The following is a 15620-nucleotide window of genomic DNA, read 5'->3' as shown; positions in this document are numbered from 1 at the left end:
ATTCCCCTTCTTCAAGGGGAATCTCATCTTACTCTCTCTGACGCAGGACAGTATATACACCTGCGAAAATACACAAAATCCCAACAAACGAACGTAAGCCCATCTCTTCACCTAGAAGCAGCCATCCAAGGACCGTACCAACGATTGGTTGAAAGAAGAAAAACAGACCACCGCTTGAAGCGTCCATCAGTTGAAGCCCTCTATTCCACAAAAAGAAAGCAAGGGCCGTTGAGATGATACCTAGATACAGAATGCCGCCCCATATTTCCGGTCTTGCCATTTGATGCACATCCAGATGAGGCAAACGAAACAAGACAGGTGGTGTTAATACGATAAAGGCCACAATGATCGCATATGTTGTCGTCACTACTTGAGGATACTTTCCTGGAACTCGTTTCAAAAGAACAGACATGAGTGCCCATGTTAATGCAGCAATAACCAGTGAAAGACCACCAACAAACTCATCCGTTTGAACAGCGACAGGCCCAATCATCGTCAGCACACCTACTGTAGCAAGCAGAATGGAGACACACTTTCTCATTGTGAAAGATTCTTTTAATAGAAAGAAAGCGAAAAGCACCATAAAAGCAGGTGTGGCCGATGTGATGACGGCACCCATTTGTGCAGACGTATACATTGTGCCAATTTCTTGGGTCACGATCGAAAGAAAGTTGCCAATCAATCCAATCGACACAATCAGCGGGATATCCTTTTTGTCTAACCGAAAAGAGTAGCCCAAACGCCAAATCGTGAACACAAGAACGACTCCAGCTACTGCATATCTCATCCAGACGAGCTCAAGTGGCGGGACAACCGCAACTGTTACTTTGACCACTACATACATACCGCCCCAAATACTAGCAGCTAACGCTAAGTAGAGGGCTCCTATATATTTTCCATTCATTTTTTCCCCTCCGTTACTGGATATATTCACTGCGATATCCACAAACGGAGATCACTCTCCGTTATGGACGGAGGTGATTTGGTACATCATGTTCAAATAAAGGCTTCCATTGCATATCAGTCACCCCAATTGTGTTTATTTTCTGATTACTTTATAACAAAATCTGGTTCACTTCAATCCTTTTTATCGCCATGTTTCTTCATATAATAGAAGTTCAATAGGATTGACATGATGAATTCGTTTTCTTATAGTAAGTAAAACAATTGATGTTTACATAGAAAAGGAGTAGAGGTATTTGGATGTTGAAGCTAGGAAACACATTCCCACTGCCGGAAACGAACCGTTTCTTGAGGGAATAAAAGATTGTGTGCCAACCTTGCTTGGTTATATGAGCATTGGGTTTGCCTTTGGAATTGTTGGCATTAGTTCGCAGTTAAGTATATGGGAAATCGCGCTGTTATCTATCTTTATTTATGCTGGCGCTTCACAGTTTATCATCTGTGCATTACTTGTGACAGGAAGCCCTCTTTCCGCTATTATTTTCACCACGTTCATTGTCAATTTACGGCATTTGTTACTCAGCCTTACGCTTGCCCCCCATTTTACACGCTACTCTGTAAAGCAGAACATCGGATTTGGTCTTCTGCTTACTGATGAATCCTTTGGCGTAGCGATGAATAAATTAGCACAGCAAGGAAAATTGAATAACAGATGGATGCATGGACTGAACATTACAGCTTATTTATGCTGGATTGCTGCGTGTACACTTGGCGGAATATTCGGACACTGGATTTCAAATCCAGAGGCGCTTGGTCTTGATTTTGCCCTATCCGCGATGTTTGCTGCGCTGCTCATTCTTTCTTTACAGACGGTGCCAAAAAATAAGCTCACCCATCGCTTATCACTTGTTTTATATATGTTTGTTGCGATGTTTGTGCTGCTTCATTTTGTTCCTTCACACGTGGCTGTTTTGTTGGCAACTGTGCTTGTTGCCACTATTGGGGTGGTGACAGATAAATGATTAGCAGTTTTATGTTATGGCTCATTCTTGGCTGTATGATTGTGACCATCATCCCAAGAGTCGTTCCATTTTTATTTGTAAGGAGTATACAGATGCCAGAAGTGGTGCTCAAATGGTTATCATTTATCCCCATTTGTATATTTACCGCTTTGATTGCAGAGCATCTATTCATACATACTACAGCAGGCGTCACCATTCACTGGATGTACCTTGCTGTCTTGGTTCCAACTGTGTTAATCGCTGTTTGGACAAAAAGCTTGTCCCTCACCGTTCTAGTAGGCGTCATGCTGATGGGCACAGCTAGATGGTTTTTCTAATAGAAAAAGCTTAACCGGATGCGGTTAAGCTTTTTTCATTTTACGATACCGTATACAAAGCCGTCATAGCCTTTTTCGCCAACAGTTTGAATAGCGGTTGCCTCAATTCTCGACTCTTGTTTGAGTAAATCGAAGAATTCACGAGTTCCCTTCACTCGCTCATCTTGATCAGAGGCATGAAGAACTGCTCCATTTCTGACCACATTGTCTGCAATAATGACTGTTCCCTTTTTTGAGAAGTGTAACGCCCACTTCAGATATTGCGGGTTGTTTGGTTTGTCTGCATCAATGAAAATCAAATCGAACGGGAGCGTATCCTGCTCTTTTAACTGAGATAAAGTATCTAACGCTTTTCCTTGTAAAATGGTGACACGTTCTGCTAGGCCTGCTCTGTCTATGTTTTGCTGTGCTGTTTCTGCATGATGACTGACAGCCTCTAATGTCATGAGTTCTCCATCCGCTTCAAGTGCACGGGCAAGCCAAATGGTACTATAACCGCCAAGTGTACCGATTTCTAAAATGCGCTTTGCACCCTTGGTTTTTGCTAACAAATAAAGCAGTTTTCCTTGGGCCGGCGACACATCTATTTCTGGTAATCCGGCTTGCTTATTCTTGATAAGAGTTTGCTCCAATACGTCATCTTTAGCAATCAATTTGTCTTTGATATACTCGTCAACTTTCCCCCATACTTGCTCCAAGTCATCCATCTCCCTTGTTCATGTCTTCTATTTAAAGTCTACATGACGGAAGCGAGAATTTATAATCAATTCTTTTCACACACCTATTCATTTTATTGATGAAAGGAATGGGATGATGGATACATGGGGCAAGTACCTGTAAGTATGTGCAAACTACTGATTCAGCTTATTTTTCACGTCACCTTTTTTATCTTGAAGCTTTCCTTTTACTTGATCTTTCTTTCCTTCTGCTTTCAGGTTTTCATGATCTGTCGCTTCGCCCAGTTTTTCTTTCACTTGACCTTTGACTTGATTTGTTTTTCCTTTCGCTTTATCCATATGTCCATTTTGTTCACTCATTTGTTCCACCTCCACGTTTCATACTGTTTATTTAGCCTTTTTGCACATGACAAAACATCTGAGTGTGCTGTGTGTGCGTTTCAGGTATGATAGACATAGTCGAATGAAAGGTTGGTGGTCTGTTCAATGATCATTTCTGAAAGTACGTTCACTGTACGTGGTGTGACTTATCGTATTCGCTCTGCTGCATTAGCAGATGCCAAACAGTTATCAGCTCTCAGACTGAAAATCGATGGTGAAACCGAATATTTAGATCGTGAACCGGGTGAAGCTTTTATTGATGAGAAAGGGTTCGAGGCGTTGATTCAAGAGGATTCCAAGGAATGCCGTCATCTCTTTTTAGTTGCAGATAGTGAAGGAGACATTGTCGGTTTTTCAAGATGCGAAGGGCATTCTCTTAAGCGCTCTGCTCACAAAGTAACGTTTGGCGTCGCCGTACAGAAGGCCGCTTGGGGCTATCACATCGGGAAAGAACTTTTAGCTACATCGATTGACTGGGCAGATCAGCAAGGCATTCAAAAGATGTCACTTCAAGTAATGGAAACCAATCAAAAAGCCATTCGTTTATATAAACACTATGGCTTTGAGATTGAAGGCTTGTTAAAAAAAGATAAACGACTGGCGGACGGCATGTATTATGATACGGTTGTGATGGGCAGGCAGCGACCAGTCTCCTGACCGCTTACATGACATAACCCCAGATCATCGAAATCGCACTATAGATAAGTAGAAGTCCCATGACGAACTGGAACGGCCGCTGATAAAGAGTCAAAAAACGCTTGAATAACGAGCCAAATAGACTCCAGCTAAATGTGCCTAAAAAACCGATGATGGCAAGAATCAGTGTCAATAACATGTATTGCATATTGGACTGTCCATACGGCAGAACAAAAGTGGAAATGACGGTTAATCCATACAAGATGGCTTTCGGATTAATAAATTGCAGTAGCATACCTGGGATAAAATGATTATATCGGTCTAGGGTTTCGTCATCTCCGCCTTTACTTTTCATGATTTTAACAGCCAAATAGATCATGTAACTGGCTCCAATGAAAGCCATGACCCAGCCTATTTTCGGCATGACTTGATAAAGAATCATATTGAAGAAACCGCTCAAACATAAAATGACCAAAAATCCGATCCCAACCCCTAAACAAAATCGAAATGTTTGCTTGACCCCATATTTATTCGTAAAGACCATCGCCATGATATTATTCGGTCCAGGGGTAAAGCTGGTAACAAAAGCATAAATCAACATGGAAACAATCAAACTGTTACCTCCTTTTTCATACGTTATTTAGACTTAAAAGTCTTTATTGCGTATATATTACGTTTTATTGTACTATTCAGTCGTTATAAAGTAAATGCAGAAAGGAGTTTTTTTGATGGAGGATGTACAATCGATTATTGCTAGAAATGTAAAACTGCTAAGAGAGCAAAAGAAATTAAGCCTAGAAAAGATGGCTGAGGTAACAAATGTGAGTAAAACGATGATCGGACAAATCGAAAGAGGAGAATCCACACCGACCATCACCACTCTGTGGAAAATCGCCAATGGGTTGAAGGTGTCTTTTAGTGAACTTATTTACGCACCGCAGCCTGAGATTAAGTTTGTGCGAAAAGAAGAAGGACAAGTTTTAACAGAGGACGAGGGAAGGTATCGGGTATATACGACGTTCCCATTTGATGACCTGAGAAAATTTGAAGTCTATCAGGTAGAAATTGATCCTCATGGGTCGTTAAGTGCGGAAGAACATATCGGCGGTACAGAGGAATTGATTACCGTGTTTGAGGGAGCACTTGATTTATCGATCGGTGATGAGCAATACACATTACAAGCTGGCGACTCGATTCGGTTTAAAGCTGACCGTGCCCATGAGTATAAACAATCAGGAGAACAGATGGTCCGGCTGCAAATGATTCTTTATTATCCCCATTAAAAAAAGCTGACAGGCTTGTCCACCTGTCAGCTTTACATTTTATTTAATTAAATCCTGGATCGCGTACAACCGTTCCAGTAAAGGTAACTCTATATTTTCCTAAACCTAACTCTTCAATTGACGATTGATAGAGAATACCGACCCATCCATCCTTTGCATATGTAATACTTGATGGGATGTTTGACGTCGTATATGTTCTCGTTTCCGAGACGGTTCGACTTGCTTGTACCGTAACTTCACTGTTTACTTTCCCCTTCGCTTCTACCGGGACAGCGGTGACACCCGCACCCGTTAAAACAATTGCTCCAACCAAAACAGAAGTTATGACCTTTTTCATACAAAAATCCCTCCCTTTTTTTGTTGAACATATTAACCATACCATAATTTAGAACTTTCGTAAGTTATTTTTTCATTTTTTTGAAAATTATGATATGATTGTCTTATGCTGGATAGAGGGTGTTACATACTTCTATGCTTTTATCCTCATCTCGTTTCTAGTGAAACAATTGATAACGGAGGTGATTTCATGAAAAAATGGCTTATCTGTTTTCAACTTGTTTTCCTCTTCACCTTGACGGCCACACCATTTGCTTCTGCTGCTTCATGCCCTACAGTGAAACCATGTGTTATTGATCCTTAAGCATAAGAAAAAGTCGATCAAGCCTATTCCCTTGATCGACTTTTTTGTTATGCTTGTTCGGCTTCCCAGCGGGCAACCTCTTCTCTTACTTTAGGAGCCACTTCTTTTCCAAATAACTCAATAGCTTTCAGCACTTGATCATGCGGCATCGAACCGACCGGTACGTGCAGCATGAAGCGCGTAATGCCTACATTTTTTCGCAGATGAATCACTTTCTCTGCCACGGCATCTGGATCTCCTACATACAATGCACCTTCTAATGTTCTTGCTGCATCGAATGTAGAACGGGTATAAGGTCCCCAGCCTCGTTCTCTTGCTAATGTATTCATGACATGCTGTGTAGAAGGGAAGAATTGATCTGCTGCCAATTCTGTTTCCTCCGCAACAAATCCATGTGAGTGGGATGCCACCGTTAATTTCTCAGGGTCATGTCCAGCGTGAATCGCAGCTTGCTTGTAGAGCTGCACTAGCGGTGCGAACTGTCTAGGGCTGCCGCCAATAATGGCAAGGACAAGTGGTAATCCTAATAATCCAGCACGTACGACAGATTCTCTGTTTCCTCCACTGCCAATCCAGATGGGAAGCGGATCTTGAACAGGTCTTGGGTATACGCCGACATCCTGAATGGCTGGACGGTGCTTACCGCTCCACGTCACACGCTCTGACTGCTGTAATTTCAACAGTAAATCTAGTTTTTCTTCAAATAATTCTTCATAATCATCTAAGTCATAGCCAAAAAGCGGGAACGATTCAATAAATGATCCGCGGCCAGCCATGATCTCTGCACGCCCATTAGAAAGGCCATCTAATGTCGCAAAATCTTGAAACACACGAACAGGATCTGCCGATGAAAGAACAGTTACGGCACTTGTCAGACGAATATTCTTTGTTTGCGTTGCCGCAGCTGCTAATACGACTGCTGGATTTGATGCGGCGAAATCTTCACGATGATGCTCCCCTACACCAAAAACGTCGAGACCCACTTGATCTGCTAATATAATTTCTTCTACTACTTCACGAATACGCTGTGCGTGGCTGACTGTTTTTCCTGTTTGAAAATCAGGTGTTGTTTCTACAAATGTACTAATTCCTAGTTCCATGAATGGAACCCCCTATCTTATAAATATGTCACAAATTCAGAGACCGGCTTGCGATAGCCTCTCGCTTGTCTGCTCTCTACTTTTTCTTTTCCGAGTGTAATCATTAATACAGGAACCAAATCTGATTCGATGTTTAACACCTTTTTCATTGCTTCGGGGTCAAAGCCAATCATCGGGCAAGTATCCCATCCCTTGTTTTTGGCGGCAAGCATCAATAGCATGGCAGATAATGAAGCATTGCGAATCGCCTCTTCTTTCTGAAAGTCTGATCCTCTCTGCTCATAAAAACTCATCGTCTCTCTGACCATTTCCTCATATTGTTGCGCATTTAAGATGCCGAGCATTTTTAGGCCTTCATAAATGTTTCCTGCTTGCTCATAAGCTTTCGGATCGCCGAGCACAATGATCGCTGCTGAAGCGGAATGCACCTTATATTGTCCAAATGCAGCATCTCTTACTTGCTCTTTAAGCGCTTCTGATTGAACGACGACATATTGCGTATGCTGTAAATTAAAGGCTGAAGGTGCCAACTTCACTTCTTCAAAGATACTATTAAGCTCTTCTCTCGAAATCGAGATATTTGGCAAAAAATTTGATGCTGATCGTCTTTCACGTACCAATGTATCAAAGCTGTGTGTCATCTTGTTTCCCCTTTTCGTGAAGTTGTTTTGCACCTAAACCGATTTTTTTCAACCATTCAATGAGCTGCTCTTTTTCCTCTGTTTCGATAAAGGACAGATTTTGTGAAATGACATCTGTATGTTTTGGAAAAATATCGTCAAATAGCTGCTTCCCTTTATCTGTCAGTAATACATGGAATACACGTTTATCAGAAGGTGCACATTGTCTTTTGACTAATTCTTGTTTTTCTAATTTGTTGACCACATAGGTGATGCTCCCACTTGGAATGGATAAAATCTCACTAATTTTTTGAACGGGATGTGGTCCCTTACTATACAGTAATTCAAGAATTTGAAAGTTTTCAAATCCGATATCATAACGTTCAATGTCTTTTTGGATATTTGCAAAAAGGGCATGGTAGGCTTTCATCCATACTCGGAAAAGCCTTAAGTCTAATTCCTGTTCTTGCTGCACCATGGCAACTACTCCTTTTTCAATAAATCCTAAAACTAGGATAAATTTATCCTAACACTAGGATATTTTCTTGTCAATGTGTTTGTTTGATCAAAAAAAGACCCCTGTGATTCAGTGGTCTTCTTTTAACACAAAATGCATTTCAGCAATTTGCTTGTATTGATGCACTTGTTGTAATGAAAATCTAGATTCCTGTTCAGTTGGAGGGAAAAGAGGGATTCCTTTTCCAATCATGACAGGTGCGATTTGGAGATACAGCTCATCGACTAATCTTTCTTTTAATAATGCTTGAAGCAGTTCCCCGCCTCCTACTATCCAGATATGCTGCCCCTTTTCATTTTTTAAGTTGTGGATAAACGAGAGAACATCTTCACGAATGATATGGGTCCCTGTATGACTGTCTTGTAAAGTGCGAGAAACGATATAACATGTCTTGTCTTCATAAGGAAACTCATCAGGTGAAAGTTTGAGAACCTGCTCATATGTGTTCCGTCCCATGATCAGCGTATCGACTGATGCATAAAATTCCTCATATCTCGTATCCTCTTCGCCCTCTGTTCCTATGAGCCAATCTAGACGGTGATCATCCCTTGCTAAATATCCATCAATGCTCATTGCCCCATAAAATAGTAATTTCCTTTTCAATCTCACCACTCCCCACCTTGAATAAGAACATATATTCCCATTTTAACAGAAAGAATAGAAAAAGGATATATGATCAATTCGTTTCTTGCGATTCTTGTTCTACCTTCATGAGAAGCTCGTACAATATGTGCGCAAGCTTTGCCGCTTCGATTGTCATGCCTTCATGAATCCATTCTTCCAGTACACCAACAGCACCAGATACGACAAAAGAGGCCTCAATCTGTTCACGCTCCGTAATCTGACGCTGATCAAGCTGCCACTCTTTCATGATTTTTTCTTTAAAAAACGCTTTAAATTGATTCGTCGTTGGGCTATTCGGTTTGACAAATAACGTCATCATGAATTGTTTTTCTTTTAAATACTCAGTTGTTTTGTTTAAAAAGGACAGCATATCAAGCGGGTCCTGACTAGGAAACGATTCATCGTATAGTCCGCCAAGCTGATCGAATAGTTCCTTCTCAAGCTGTTCATGCAAATCAAACACATCTTGATAGTGCAAATAAAAGGTCCCTCTTCCTAAATCCGCTCTTCTAGATAGCTCTGATACTGTAATTTGTTGAACATCTTTTTCCATTAAAAGCTCAAGAAAGCTTTCTCGTATCGCCTTTTTGGTTTTGATTGTTCGTCTGTCCTTCATGAAACACCCTCCGTTTTTGAACAATATGGCTTTACCTGTCTATTTATGAACACGAGATCATTCATTGCCGATGTTCGGTTTGTTTTCCTCTTATTATAATAGACACATGTCCAATAATCTATATCTGTTCAAAAAAGGAGGACCATCATATGCTTCATTTCAGACTTGCCAGAGAGGATGAACTGCCTCAAGTGGCAGCGTTGTTAGATGATTCGTTTCAGAACTATTCATTTTTTGATTTATTATGCGAAAAGGTGACCAAGCGTTCTGCTTTCGCCCGTCAGCTGCATTTGGTCAACACAAAGGTATATTTTCAGCATCAAATCTGTTTGGTCGGGGTTGAGAATGAGAAAATTGTGTCTGCCGCCCTGTTAAAACATCCACGCCTTCCTGAACCAGGACTCATGGATTATGTGTTGTCAGGTGGGTTAAAGCTGCTCTTTACTGGTGGCTTATCGGCGATTCAGCATGTGTTCCGTATGTTAAAGGAGGCAAAAAAAGCGTGTTCTTCCTTAAAGAAACCTTACTGGTATTTAGAAGCTCTTGTCGTTGCAAAAGACCAACAAGGAAAAAAACTTGGAAGCCGTATGTTAAAGCAATGTCTTTTCCCTTTTATCGCCCGGCAAGGCGGTGGACTGTTCACACTGATTACACACAACGAGGCCAATCGTCATTTCTATCGAAAAAATGGGTGGACGGAGTTTGATGAGAGAGTACTGCACGGAGAAGACATGTCCCTAGCAAGCTGGAGTTATAAAACCGTGATCAAATAAGGTATCTTCTTCAAGGGATGATATAATAGAAGCAGTTCAAACAATGATCATACTTGGAGGAGAGACTGATGATACGACGACTTGATCATATCGTGTTGACTGTTCAACATATGGAGGAAACCATTCGCTTTTATACAAACGTATTAGGAATGAAGGAAGAAACTTTTGGAGAAGGCCGTAAAGCCCTTCGTTTTGGCTTACAAAAGATCAACCTTCATGAAGCGGGTCATGAATTTGAACCAAAAGCTGCTCATCCCCAGCCTGGATCTGCTGACTTATGTTTTATCACCGATTTAGATATAGACAGTTTATTGCTTCATCTTCGAAAGCAGGTTGTTCCAATTGAAGAAGGTCCGGTCAGACGGTCTGGTGCATTAGGTCCGATTGAATCCATTTATATCCGTGATCCTGATATGAACTTAATTGAAATCTCCCGATATATAGAGGAGGCTGATCCATCATGACTCGATTATTTTTGAGACCGATTGAAGAGCAAGATTATCCTGGTATTCATAGAGGATGCCAGCATGCAGAAACACTTTATATGACTGGCACACGAAAAACGTTCACACTAGAAGAAATTCGTTCAGCCTATACCCGTTTTCTGCAGGATGACAGTAGACGAGACTTTGCTATTTGTCTGCTAGACACGAAAGAAATGATCGGGGATGCGGCGATTGTGGATATTGATCCGATGAACCATACGGCAAGTTTCCGCATTGCGCTGCATGGTCCAGAGCATTTTCACAAAGGGTATGGCACTGAGGCTGTTCGGATGGTTCAAACATTTGCCTTTGAGACGTTAGAACTTAATCGGCTTGAGCTTGAAGTTTTTTCCCATAACCCACGAGCCTTTCGAAGCTATGAGAAAGCCGGATTTCAATATGAAGGAAAAAGACGTCAAGCGCTCTATTTCAACGGTGCTTATTCGGATGTCATCATGATGGGCATCCTTCGTGAGGAATACGATAGAATCAAATCATAAAGATGTCCCAGCCTACGAAGGGTCATCTTTTTTTAACAAATGAAGCCCTGTAACGATGATCAAACAAATGATAGAAGAGAGAACGATAGAGACGCTTGATATGCTGAGCGCCATCCCTTCCCATCTGCCAATGAAGAAACTGCCGATCAATAAGAGCAATCCAAACATAGTGATACATATCGGGACAATCAGCCTGGCATGGCGATGCCTACGTCTTTTTCCCGCCCACCACGAGAGACAGAGCACAATGACAGTAAAAATAGCGGTTTGCAGCCAGAACATATCGCATCAACTCCTTTTCTTTTTTATCCTATGACAACGGAGGTTTTTCCAATGAATATTAGACCGATTCAAAAGCAGGACAATCCTTTTATTGCGGCCATTATCCGCCAGTCATTAGAATCAGCGAATCTTGCGATTGAAGGTACAGCCTACACAGACCCACACCTTGATCAGCTTTTCGAATACTATCAATCATTGACTCATGCAGCCTATTGGATTGCCGAAGAACATGGTGAAATTGTTGGTGGCGTTGGCATTGCCCCTTTCACAGATGGCATTTGTGAGCTGCAAAAGCTTTATTTAAGCCCAAAAGCACAAGGCAAAGGTGCGGGCAAGAAACTGATGGATATGGCCCTCCAATATGCTGCTACATACTACGATGCTTGTTATTTAGAAACCCGCAGTGAATTAACAGCTGCTACTGGCCTTTATCAACGGTATGACTTTTCTCTTCTTCCTGCACCGATTGAAGGCTCAGAGCATTCTGCCATGGATGCTTGGTATCTCAAAACCTTTTCAGCGTGAGGCATAAAATAAGCGATACGTCTTTGTCCACTGAAAACCTAGCTTCTCTGCCAATTTGGCCGAGGTTGCGTGATGGACATCGCAATCCCAATGCGGTGTCCTCCCTTTTTCAACACAGATGCTGATCATTTGCTGAGCTGCTAATAAAGCCAACCCTCTTCCACGGCAGGCTTCATCTGTCCAAATATCGATTTCCACACGTTTTTCACTTGAAAAAATAGAGATACATTCACTGACCACGTCTTCACCATTTAAGATGGCAACTCCGACGCCATTAGATAAAAAGTGATCTACTCCTCCCCAATATGCTTCATAATAGCTGGATGGGAATACTTTGCTAGCGGCAATGACTTGTTCATTCGTGGGTTTAATCATTTCATCTTGATCAGGCACAATCAGATCAGGAGAGGTCAAGTCATAAGAATACGCATGTCTTTGCATTTCATTCAGTTGGGAACCAAAGCATTTTTTCATCATCTCATCTGAGGGTGGATTTGCTGAAAACAAAGTGAAACGTCCGTTCTCTCTTTTCTGCTTTTTATAAACATCCACAATGAACGTTGAACATAATGAGAGTGCTGCTTCTGTCCTGCCTGCGACATAATAAATGCCGGTTGTCGTCCCTGCAAAATAGACACACGGGTGATCTCGGTGATCCACATATAAATCTCCTTGTATCACGCCATCGAGTATCGCATCTACGAACACTGGATAGGCAGGATCAATCCGCAGAATTTCCTCTTTCACCGCTCCTGTCCTTTGTTGATCTACCAGATACAACATCATTCCTCCATTCACGAACGAGTATCTTTTCATTATAAAGGAAAGCCGTAGACACGCGGTGAATCTTTGCAACAAAAAGAATTCTTCTGCATCAAAGCAACATTCCATCGCATTCGCTTTCATCTATTGCTATGCTCATTGTGAGAGGAGGTTTATGGATGAAATTTCGTTTGATCTGGAATCAAGAAAAGGATGTGACGGAAGTAGACGTCATCAGCCATCCACATAATCAAGAACGTTTACAAAAAATTGTATCAATGCTGGAGACTAGTACATCTCTAACGGTCAAAGATCCAAAAAATGATCGGCAGTCTCTTTTACCATTAGAACAAATTGAAGCGATCTCTGCGCTTGGACATATGTCAAAGGTGATCACAACCGGAGGAATGACGTATTTTCTGAGCAAACGGCTGAAGGATCTGAAGTCGTTAGAGCGTGAACATTTCTATCGTATCAACAATGCAGTCATTCTCAATTTAGCGCAAGTCGACAGCTTTGTCGCTGGTACGTACGCTCGCTTAGAGGTCGAAACCATCTCGAAAAACAGTTACACCGTCAGTCGTCATTACGCCAAATATATAAAGGAGCGATTCAAATGATCAAGGAACTAAAACATCAATTTATGCAAACAGCTTTTGTCTCTATCGTATGGCTGACACTCATCCTGTCCATCACTCAATGGTCATCCTCTATCCCTTTTCATTACGTGTGGCACATCATTGCCATCGGTACTCTGGCAGGCATCGTCTTTGGGGTCATGTATCCTTTACTATGGAACTACTTTACCTTTCCAGCACCCATCAACATTCTGATCTCCACTGTCGTCAATTTAGGATTTCAAGTAGGAGCCGTCGCTTTATATTCGACTGCACTGCTCGAATGGATCATGCCTTATTTTATCGGTATTGCCTTTCTCACATTAGTAGGCCATATCATCGCCTTTCTATTTTACAAAAAGCAGCAAAATCAAAAAATGGCGCAGGCACTGAATCACCTGAAGCCGCAGCCTTAAAAAAAGAGACCTTATTTGAAAGGTCTCTTTTCTATTATTCTGCTGATGCCTCTTCTGTCCCCTTCCCCTTCCAAATAAGGGTTAAGCCCAATCCAAGAAATAAGACAACACCTGCAAACAGGAATGGGAAATGAATATTTTGATCGAATAATATACCGCCAAGTGCCGGGCCAAAAATCGTACCAAGGCTTGTGTAGGTAGAGTTCATCCCTGCGACAAATCCTTGCTGATTGCCAGCGATTTTTGATAAGAAGGTCGTGAGTGCAGGGCGCAATAAATCGAACGCAAGGAAAATCACACACGTCACGATCAGCACAACCATAAAGCCTGACACGACCGTGGAAACAAAAGCGAGAACTGCTCCAACAATCAAGCATAGTTGAATAACTCGTTTCTCCCCAAGCGCATTCACCATTTTACCAAACACGAGTACTTGGATGATGACGGCTACAATTGAACTGACGGTAATGATAATCGCAATATCCTTTGGACCAAATCCAAACTTGTGATTTGTAAACAAGCTAAAGACCGTTTCATATGCAGATAGTCCAAACGCCAGCACAAACACAATGATGAAGGCGATGAGATAGCTTGGATGGATTGATTTTTTCAAGTCTTTAAAGAAGGTCGAATCCTTCACTTGATCCATTTGTTTCTCTCGCTCTTCTTTTGTTAATGGTTCCTTCAGCATAAACATAGACGAAATCACGGCAATAAATGCAATCCCTGCTGCAAAGAAAAACGGCAGACGAACGCCATATTCTGCAATAAATCCGCCAATTCCCGGGCCGATGATAAATCCGGTACTAATAGCAGCGGATACATACCCCATTGCCTTTGATCTTTCTTGAACGGTTGTGATATCAGCGACATAGGCAGTGACAGCCGGCATGATAAATGCTGCACTAATACCGCCAAGAACCCTTGCAAAATACAGAACATATACGTGTGTTCCTAAGCCAAAAACGAGTTCTGATAACGCAAATAGAAAAAGGCCTGACACAATCATGATCTTTCTTCCGTATCGGTCTACCCATCTTCCCGCAATAGGTGATGCGATGAGCTGTGCAACGGCAAACGCCGCCACAAGATATCCCATCGTACTGCCCGTTAAGTGCATGACATTCATAAAGAGCGGCATGACAGGTATGATCAGACCGATGCCTAAAAACGCAATAAATATATTACTTAATAAAATAACAAGTACCGCTTTTTGCTCACGAATCGGTTTTTGCATGATGTTTGTTTCCCCTTTACTGACTCACTTGTTACTCATGATGGTTGATTCCGTGAATAAACAATGAGATCGCCTCTTTTTGTAATTCCTTTTTCTGCTGCATCGTGTCATTTTTATATAACACGTCTAATCCATAGAATACAGAAAGTAATATTTTCACTTTTGATTCAACATGCTGAATCGACCAGCTACCATCTTCGTTTCCTTCAAGCAGGATGTCTCTCATCACATCATCAAAGTCTACATCAATCTTGTTCAGACGCTCCATGACTTCATCTGATGTAAATGCACTGGCGCAAAATTCTTCACTCGCTCTCATTAGAGGATAGTTAATCCCCATTTGACTAAGCAGCTCTGCAAACCCTGCGAGCTTATCAATGGCCCGGTGCAGCGTTTGTTTCTCTTCATGCCACGTCTCCATCATGAATCGATGATCCTCTTCCATAATATGAAGGAACAAAAACTCTTTTCCTTTAAAATGATGATAAAGGTTGCCTTTACTAATCTCAGCCGCCTCTAGAATATCTCGTACGGATGTTTCAGAATATCCTTTTTTTGCAAATAAATCACGTGAAGCGGTGACAATTTTTTGCTTCGTCTTTTCACTTTTTCCAGCCCCGCTCTGTGCACTTGTCATCTATGAACAATCCCTTCTACCTTGCTTTTCTTCACATGGACAAATAAAAC

At 41.6% G+C, this 15620-nt stretch carries 24 protein-coding genes; 10 read left to right on the top strand and 14 right to left on the bottom strand.

The window, feature by feature from the left end:
- Window positions 1-28: 28 nt before the first annotated feature.
- Complete coding sequence (locus ABG082_RS02860; RefSeq protein WP_017358425.1) at window positions 29-904, bottom strand: DMT family transporter; 876 nt, start codon at window positions 902-904, stop codon at window positions 29-31.
- Window positions 905-1199: 295 nt separating this feature from the next.
- Between ABG082_RS02860 and ABG082_RS02855 the strand changes: the two genes are divergently transcribed.
- Window positions 1200-1925 carry an AzlC family ABC transporter permease gene (locus ABG082_RS02855; RefSeq protein ID WP_007496390.1) on the top strand — a complete coding sequence of 242 codons (726 nt, stop codon included), beginning with the start codon at window positions 1200-1202 and terminating at the stop codon, window positions 1923-1925.
- A complete protein-coding gene (locus ABG082_RS02850; RefSeq protein ID WP_008346681.1) occupies window positions 1922-2242 on the top strand; it encodes an AzlD domain-containing protein in 321 nt (106 codons plus the stop codon). The genes ABG082_RS02855 and ABG082_RS02850 overlap by 4 nt, the downstream gene beginning before the upstream one ends.
- Window positions 2243-2277: 35 nt before the next feature.
- On the opposite strand, the gene ABG082_RS02845 is transcribed toward ABG082_RS02850, so the two are convergent.
- Window positions 2278-2940, bottom strand: a complete 663-nt coding sequence (locus ABG082_RS02845; protein ID WP_348936504.1) for an O-methyltransferase — start codon at window positions 2938-2940, stop codon at window positions 2278-2280.
- 153 nt (window positions 2941-3093) lie between these two features.
- Entirely contained in the window at window positions 3094-3279 is a 186-nt protein-coding gene (locus tag ABG082_RS02840) for a CsbD family protein (RefSeq protein WP_008346686.1), read from the bottom strand.
- A 126-nt stretch (window positions 3280-3405) separates the two neighbouring features.
- On the opposite strand from ABG082_RS02840, the gene ABG082_RS02835 reads away from it, so the two are divergent.
- Window positions 3406-3957, top strand: coding sequence for a GNAT family N-acetyltransferase (locus ABG082_RS02835; RefSeq protein ID WP_282834140.1), 552 nt, complete (start codon window positions 3406-3408; stop codon window positions 3955-3957).
- 4 nt (window positions 3958-3961) lie between these two features.
- On the opposite strand, the gene ABG082_RS02830 is transcribed toward ABG082_RS02835, so the two are convergent.
- Window positions 3962-4549: a LysE family transporter gene (locus ABG082_RS02830; RefSeq protein ID WP_272511991.1), complete on the bottom strand. Its 588-nt coding sequence runs from the start codon at window positions 4547-4549 to the stop codon at window positions 3962-3964.
- 115 nt (window positions 4550-4664) lie between these two features.
- Between ABG082_RS02830 and ABG082_RS02825 the strand changes: the two genes are divergently transcribed.
- Window positions 4665-5219, top strand: a complete 555-nt coding sequence (locus ABG082_RS02825) for an XRE family transcriptional regulator (protein WP_017358429.1) — start codon at window positions 4665-4667, stop codon at window positions 5217-5219.
- 43 nt (window positions 5220-5262) lie between these two features.
- On the opposite strand, the gene ABG082_RS02820 is transcribed toward ABG082_RS02825, so the two are convergent.
- The 6 genes from ABG082_RS02820 to ABG082_RS02795 form a co-directional block, all read right to left on the bottom strand.
- Window positions 5263-5556 (bottom strand): hypothetical protein, encoded by a 294-nt coding sequence (locus ABG082_RS02820; protein ID WP_008346693.1) that lies wholly within the window; start codon window positions 5554-5556, stop codon window positions 5263-5265.
- Window positions 5557-5906: 350 nt separating this feature from the next.
- Window positions 5907-6959, bottom strand: coding sequence for an LLM class flavin-dependent oxidoreductase (locus tag ABG082_RS02815; protein ID WP_017358431.1), 1053 nt, complete (start codon window positions 6957-6959; stop codon window positions 5907-5909).
- Window positions 6960-6976: 17 nt separating this feature from the next.
- On the bottom strand, window positions 6977-7600 hold the full coding sequence (locus ABG082_RS02810; protein WP_282834138.1) for a nitroreductase family protein: 624 nt from the start codon (window positions 7598-7600) through the stop codon (window positions 6977-6979).
- A complete protein-coding gene (locus tag ABG082_RS02805; RefSeq protein ID WP_017358433.1) occupies window positions 7584-8057 on the bottom strand; it encodes a MarR family transcriptional regulator in 474 nt (157 codons plus the stop codon). The genes ABG082_RS02810 and ABG082_RS02805 overlap by 17 nt, the downstream gene beginning before the upstream one ends.
- 108 nt (window positions 8058-8165) lie before the next feature.
- Window positions 8166-8705 carry a dihydrofolate reductase family protein gene (locus ABG082_RS02800; protein WP_282834137.1) on the bottom strand — a complete coding sequence of 180 codons (540 nt, stop codon included), beginning with the start codon at window positions 8703-8705 and terminating at the stop codon, window positions 8166-8168.
- Between the two features lie 67 nt (window positions 8706-8772).
- A complete protein-coding gene (locus ABG082_RS02795; RefSeq protein ID WP_017366691.1) occupies window positions 8773-9336 on the bottom strand; it encodes a TetR/AcrR family transcriptional regulator in 564 nt (187 codons plus the stop codon).
- Window positions 9337-9485: 149 nt separating this feature from the next.
- Between ABG082_RS02795 and ABG082_RS02790 the strand changes: the two genes are divergently transcribed.
- From ABG082_RS02790 to ABG082_RS02780, 3 genes are all read left to right on the top strand, one after another.
- On the top strand, window positions 9486-10109 hold the full coding sequence (locus ABG082_RS02790; protein WP_017366690.1) for a GNAT family N-acetyltransferase: 624 nt from the start codon (window positions 9486-9488) through the stop codon (window positions 10107-10109).
- A gap of 68 nt (window positions 10110-10177) precedes the next feature.
- A complete protein-coding gene (locus ABG082_RS02785) occupies window positions 10178-10573 on the top strand; it encodes a VOC family protein (RefSeq protein WP_008346708.1) in 396 nt (131 codons plus the stop codon).
- Window positions 10570-11094, top strand: coding sequence for a GNAT family protein (locus tag ABG082_RS02780; protein ID WP_017366689.1), 525 nt, complete (start codon window positions 10570-10572; stop codon window positions 11092-11094). The genes ABG082_RS02785 and ABG082_RS02780 overlap by 4 nt, the downstream gene beginning before the upstream one ends.
- A 12-nt stretch (window positions 11095-11106) precedes the next feature.
- Here ABG082_RS02780 and ABG082_RS02775 read toward each other — a convergent pair whose 3' ends face one another.
- Window positions 11107-11376, bottom strand: a complete 270-nt coding sequence (locus tag ABG082_RS02775; RefSeq protein ID WP_017366688.1) for a YesK-like family protein — start codon at window positions 11374-11376, stop codon at window positions 11107-11109.
- Window positions 11377-11427: 51 nt separating this feature from the next.
- Between ABG082_RS02775 and ABG082_RS02770 the strand changes: the two genes are divergently transcribed.
- Window positions 11428-11901 carry a GNAT family N-acetyltransferase gene (locus ABG082_RS02770; protein ID WP_017366687.1) on the top strand — a complete coding sequence of 158 codons (474 nt, stop codon included), beginning with the start codon at window positions 11428-11430 and terminating at the stop codon, window positions 11899-11901.
- On the opposite strand, the gene ABG082_RS02765 is transcribed toward ABG082_RS02770, so the two are convergent.
- Window positions 11893-12681, bottom strand: coding sequence for a GNAT family N-acetyltransferase (locus tag ABG082_RS02765; RefSeq protein ID WP_317328704.1), 789 nt, complete (start codon window positions 12679-12681; stop codon window positions 11893-11895). The two genes, ABG082_RS02770 and ABG082_RS02765, sit on opposite strands and share 9 nt — an antisense overlap.
- A gap of 161 nt (window positions 12682-12842) precedes the next feature.
- Here ABG082_RS02765 and ABG082_RS02760 point away from each other — a divergent pair, with 161 nt between their 5' ends.
- Window positions 12843-13283 carry a LytTR family DNA-binding domain-containing protein gene (locus ABG082_RS02760; RefSeq protein WP_282834135.1) on the top strand — a complete coding sequence of 147 codons (441 nt, stop codon included), beginning with the start codon at window positions 12843-12845 and terminating at the stop codon, window positions 13281-13283.
- Window positions 13280-13696: a hypothetical protein gene (locus ABG082_RS02755; protein ID WP_019743578.1), complete on the top strand. Its 417-nt coding sequence runs from the start codon at window positions 13280-13282 to the stop codon at window positions 13694-13696. Before ABG082_RS02760 ends, ABG082_RS02755 begins: the two co-directional genes overlap by 4 nt.
- Window positions 13697-13730: 34 nt before the next feature.
- Here the strand turns inward: ABG082_RS02755 and ABG082_RS02750 are convergent, their stop codons facing one another.
- Window positions 13731-14933 (bottom strand): MFS transporter, encoded by a 1203-nt coding sequence (locus ABG082_RS02750; RefSeq protein ID WP_348936503.1) that lies wholly within the window; start codon window positions 14931-14933, stop codon window positions 13731-13733.
- 31 nt (window positions 14934-14964) lie between these two features.
- A complete protein-coding gene (locus ABG082_RS02745) occupies window positions 14965-15570 on the bottom strand; it encodes a TetR/AcrR family transcriptional regulator (protein WP_017358446.1) in 606 nt (201 codons plus the stop codon).
- Between the last annotated feature and the right edge of the window lie 50 nt (window positions 15571-15620).

This window comes from Bacillus sp. BS1807G30 (assembly GCF_040047675.1).
Lineage (GTDB): Bacteria > Bacillota > Bacilli > Bacillales > Bacillaceae > Bacillus > Bacillus altitudinis.
The sequence above is the reverse complement of the archived record's forward strand: the minus strand, read 5'-3'. Positions and strand labels throughout refer to the sequence as shown.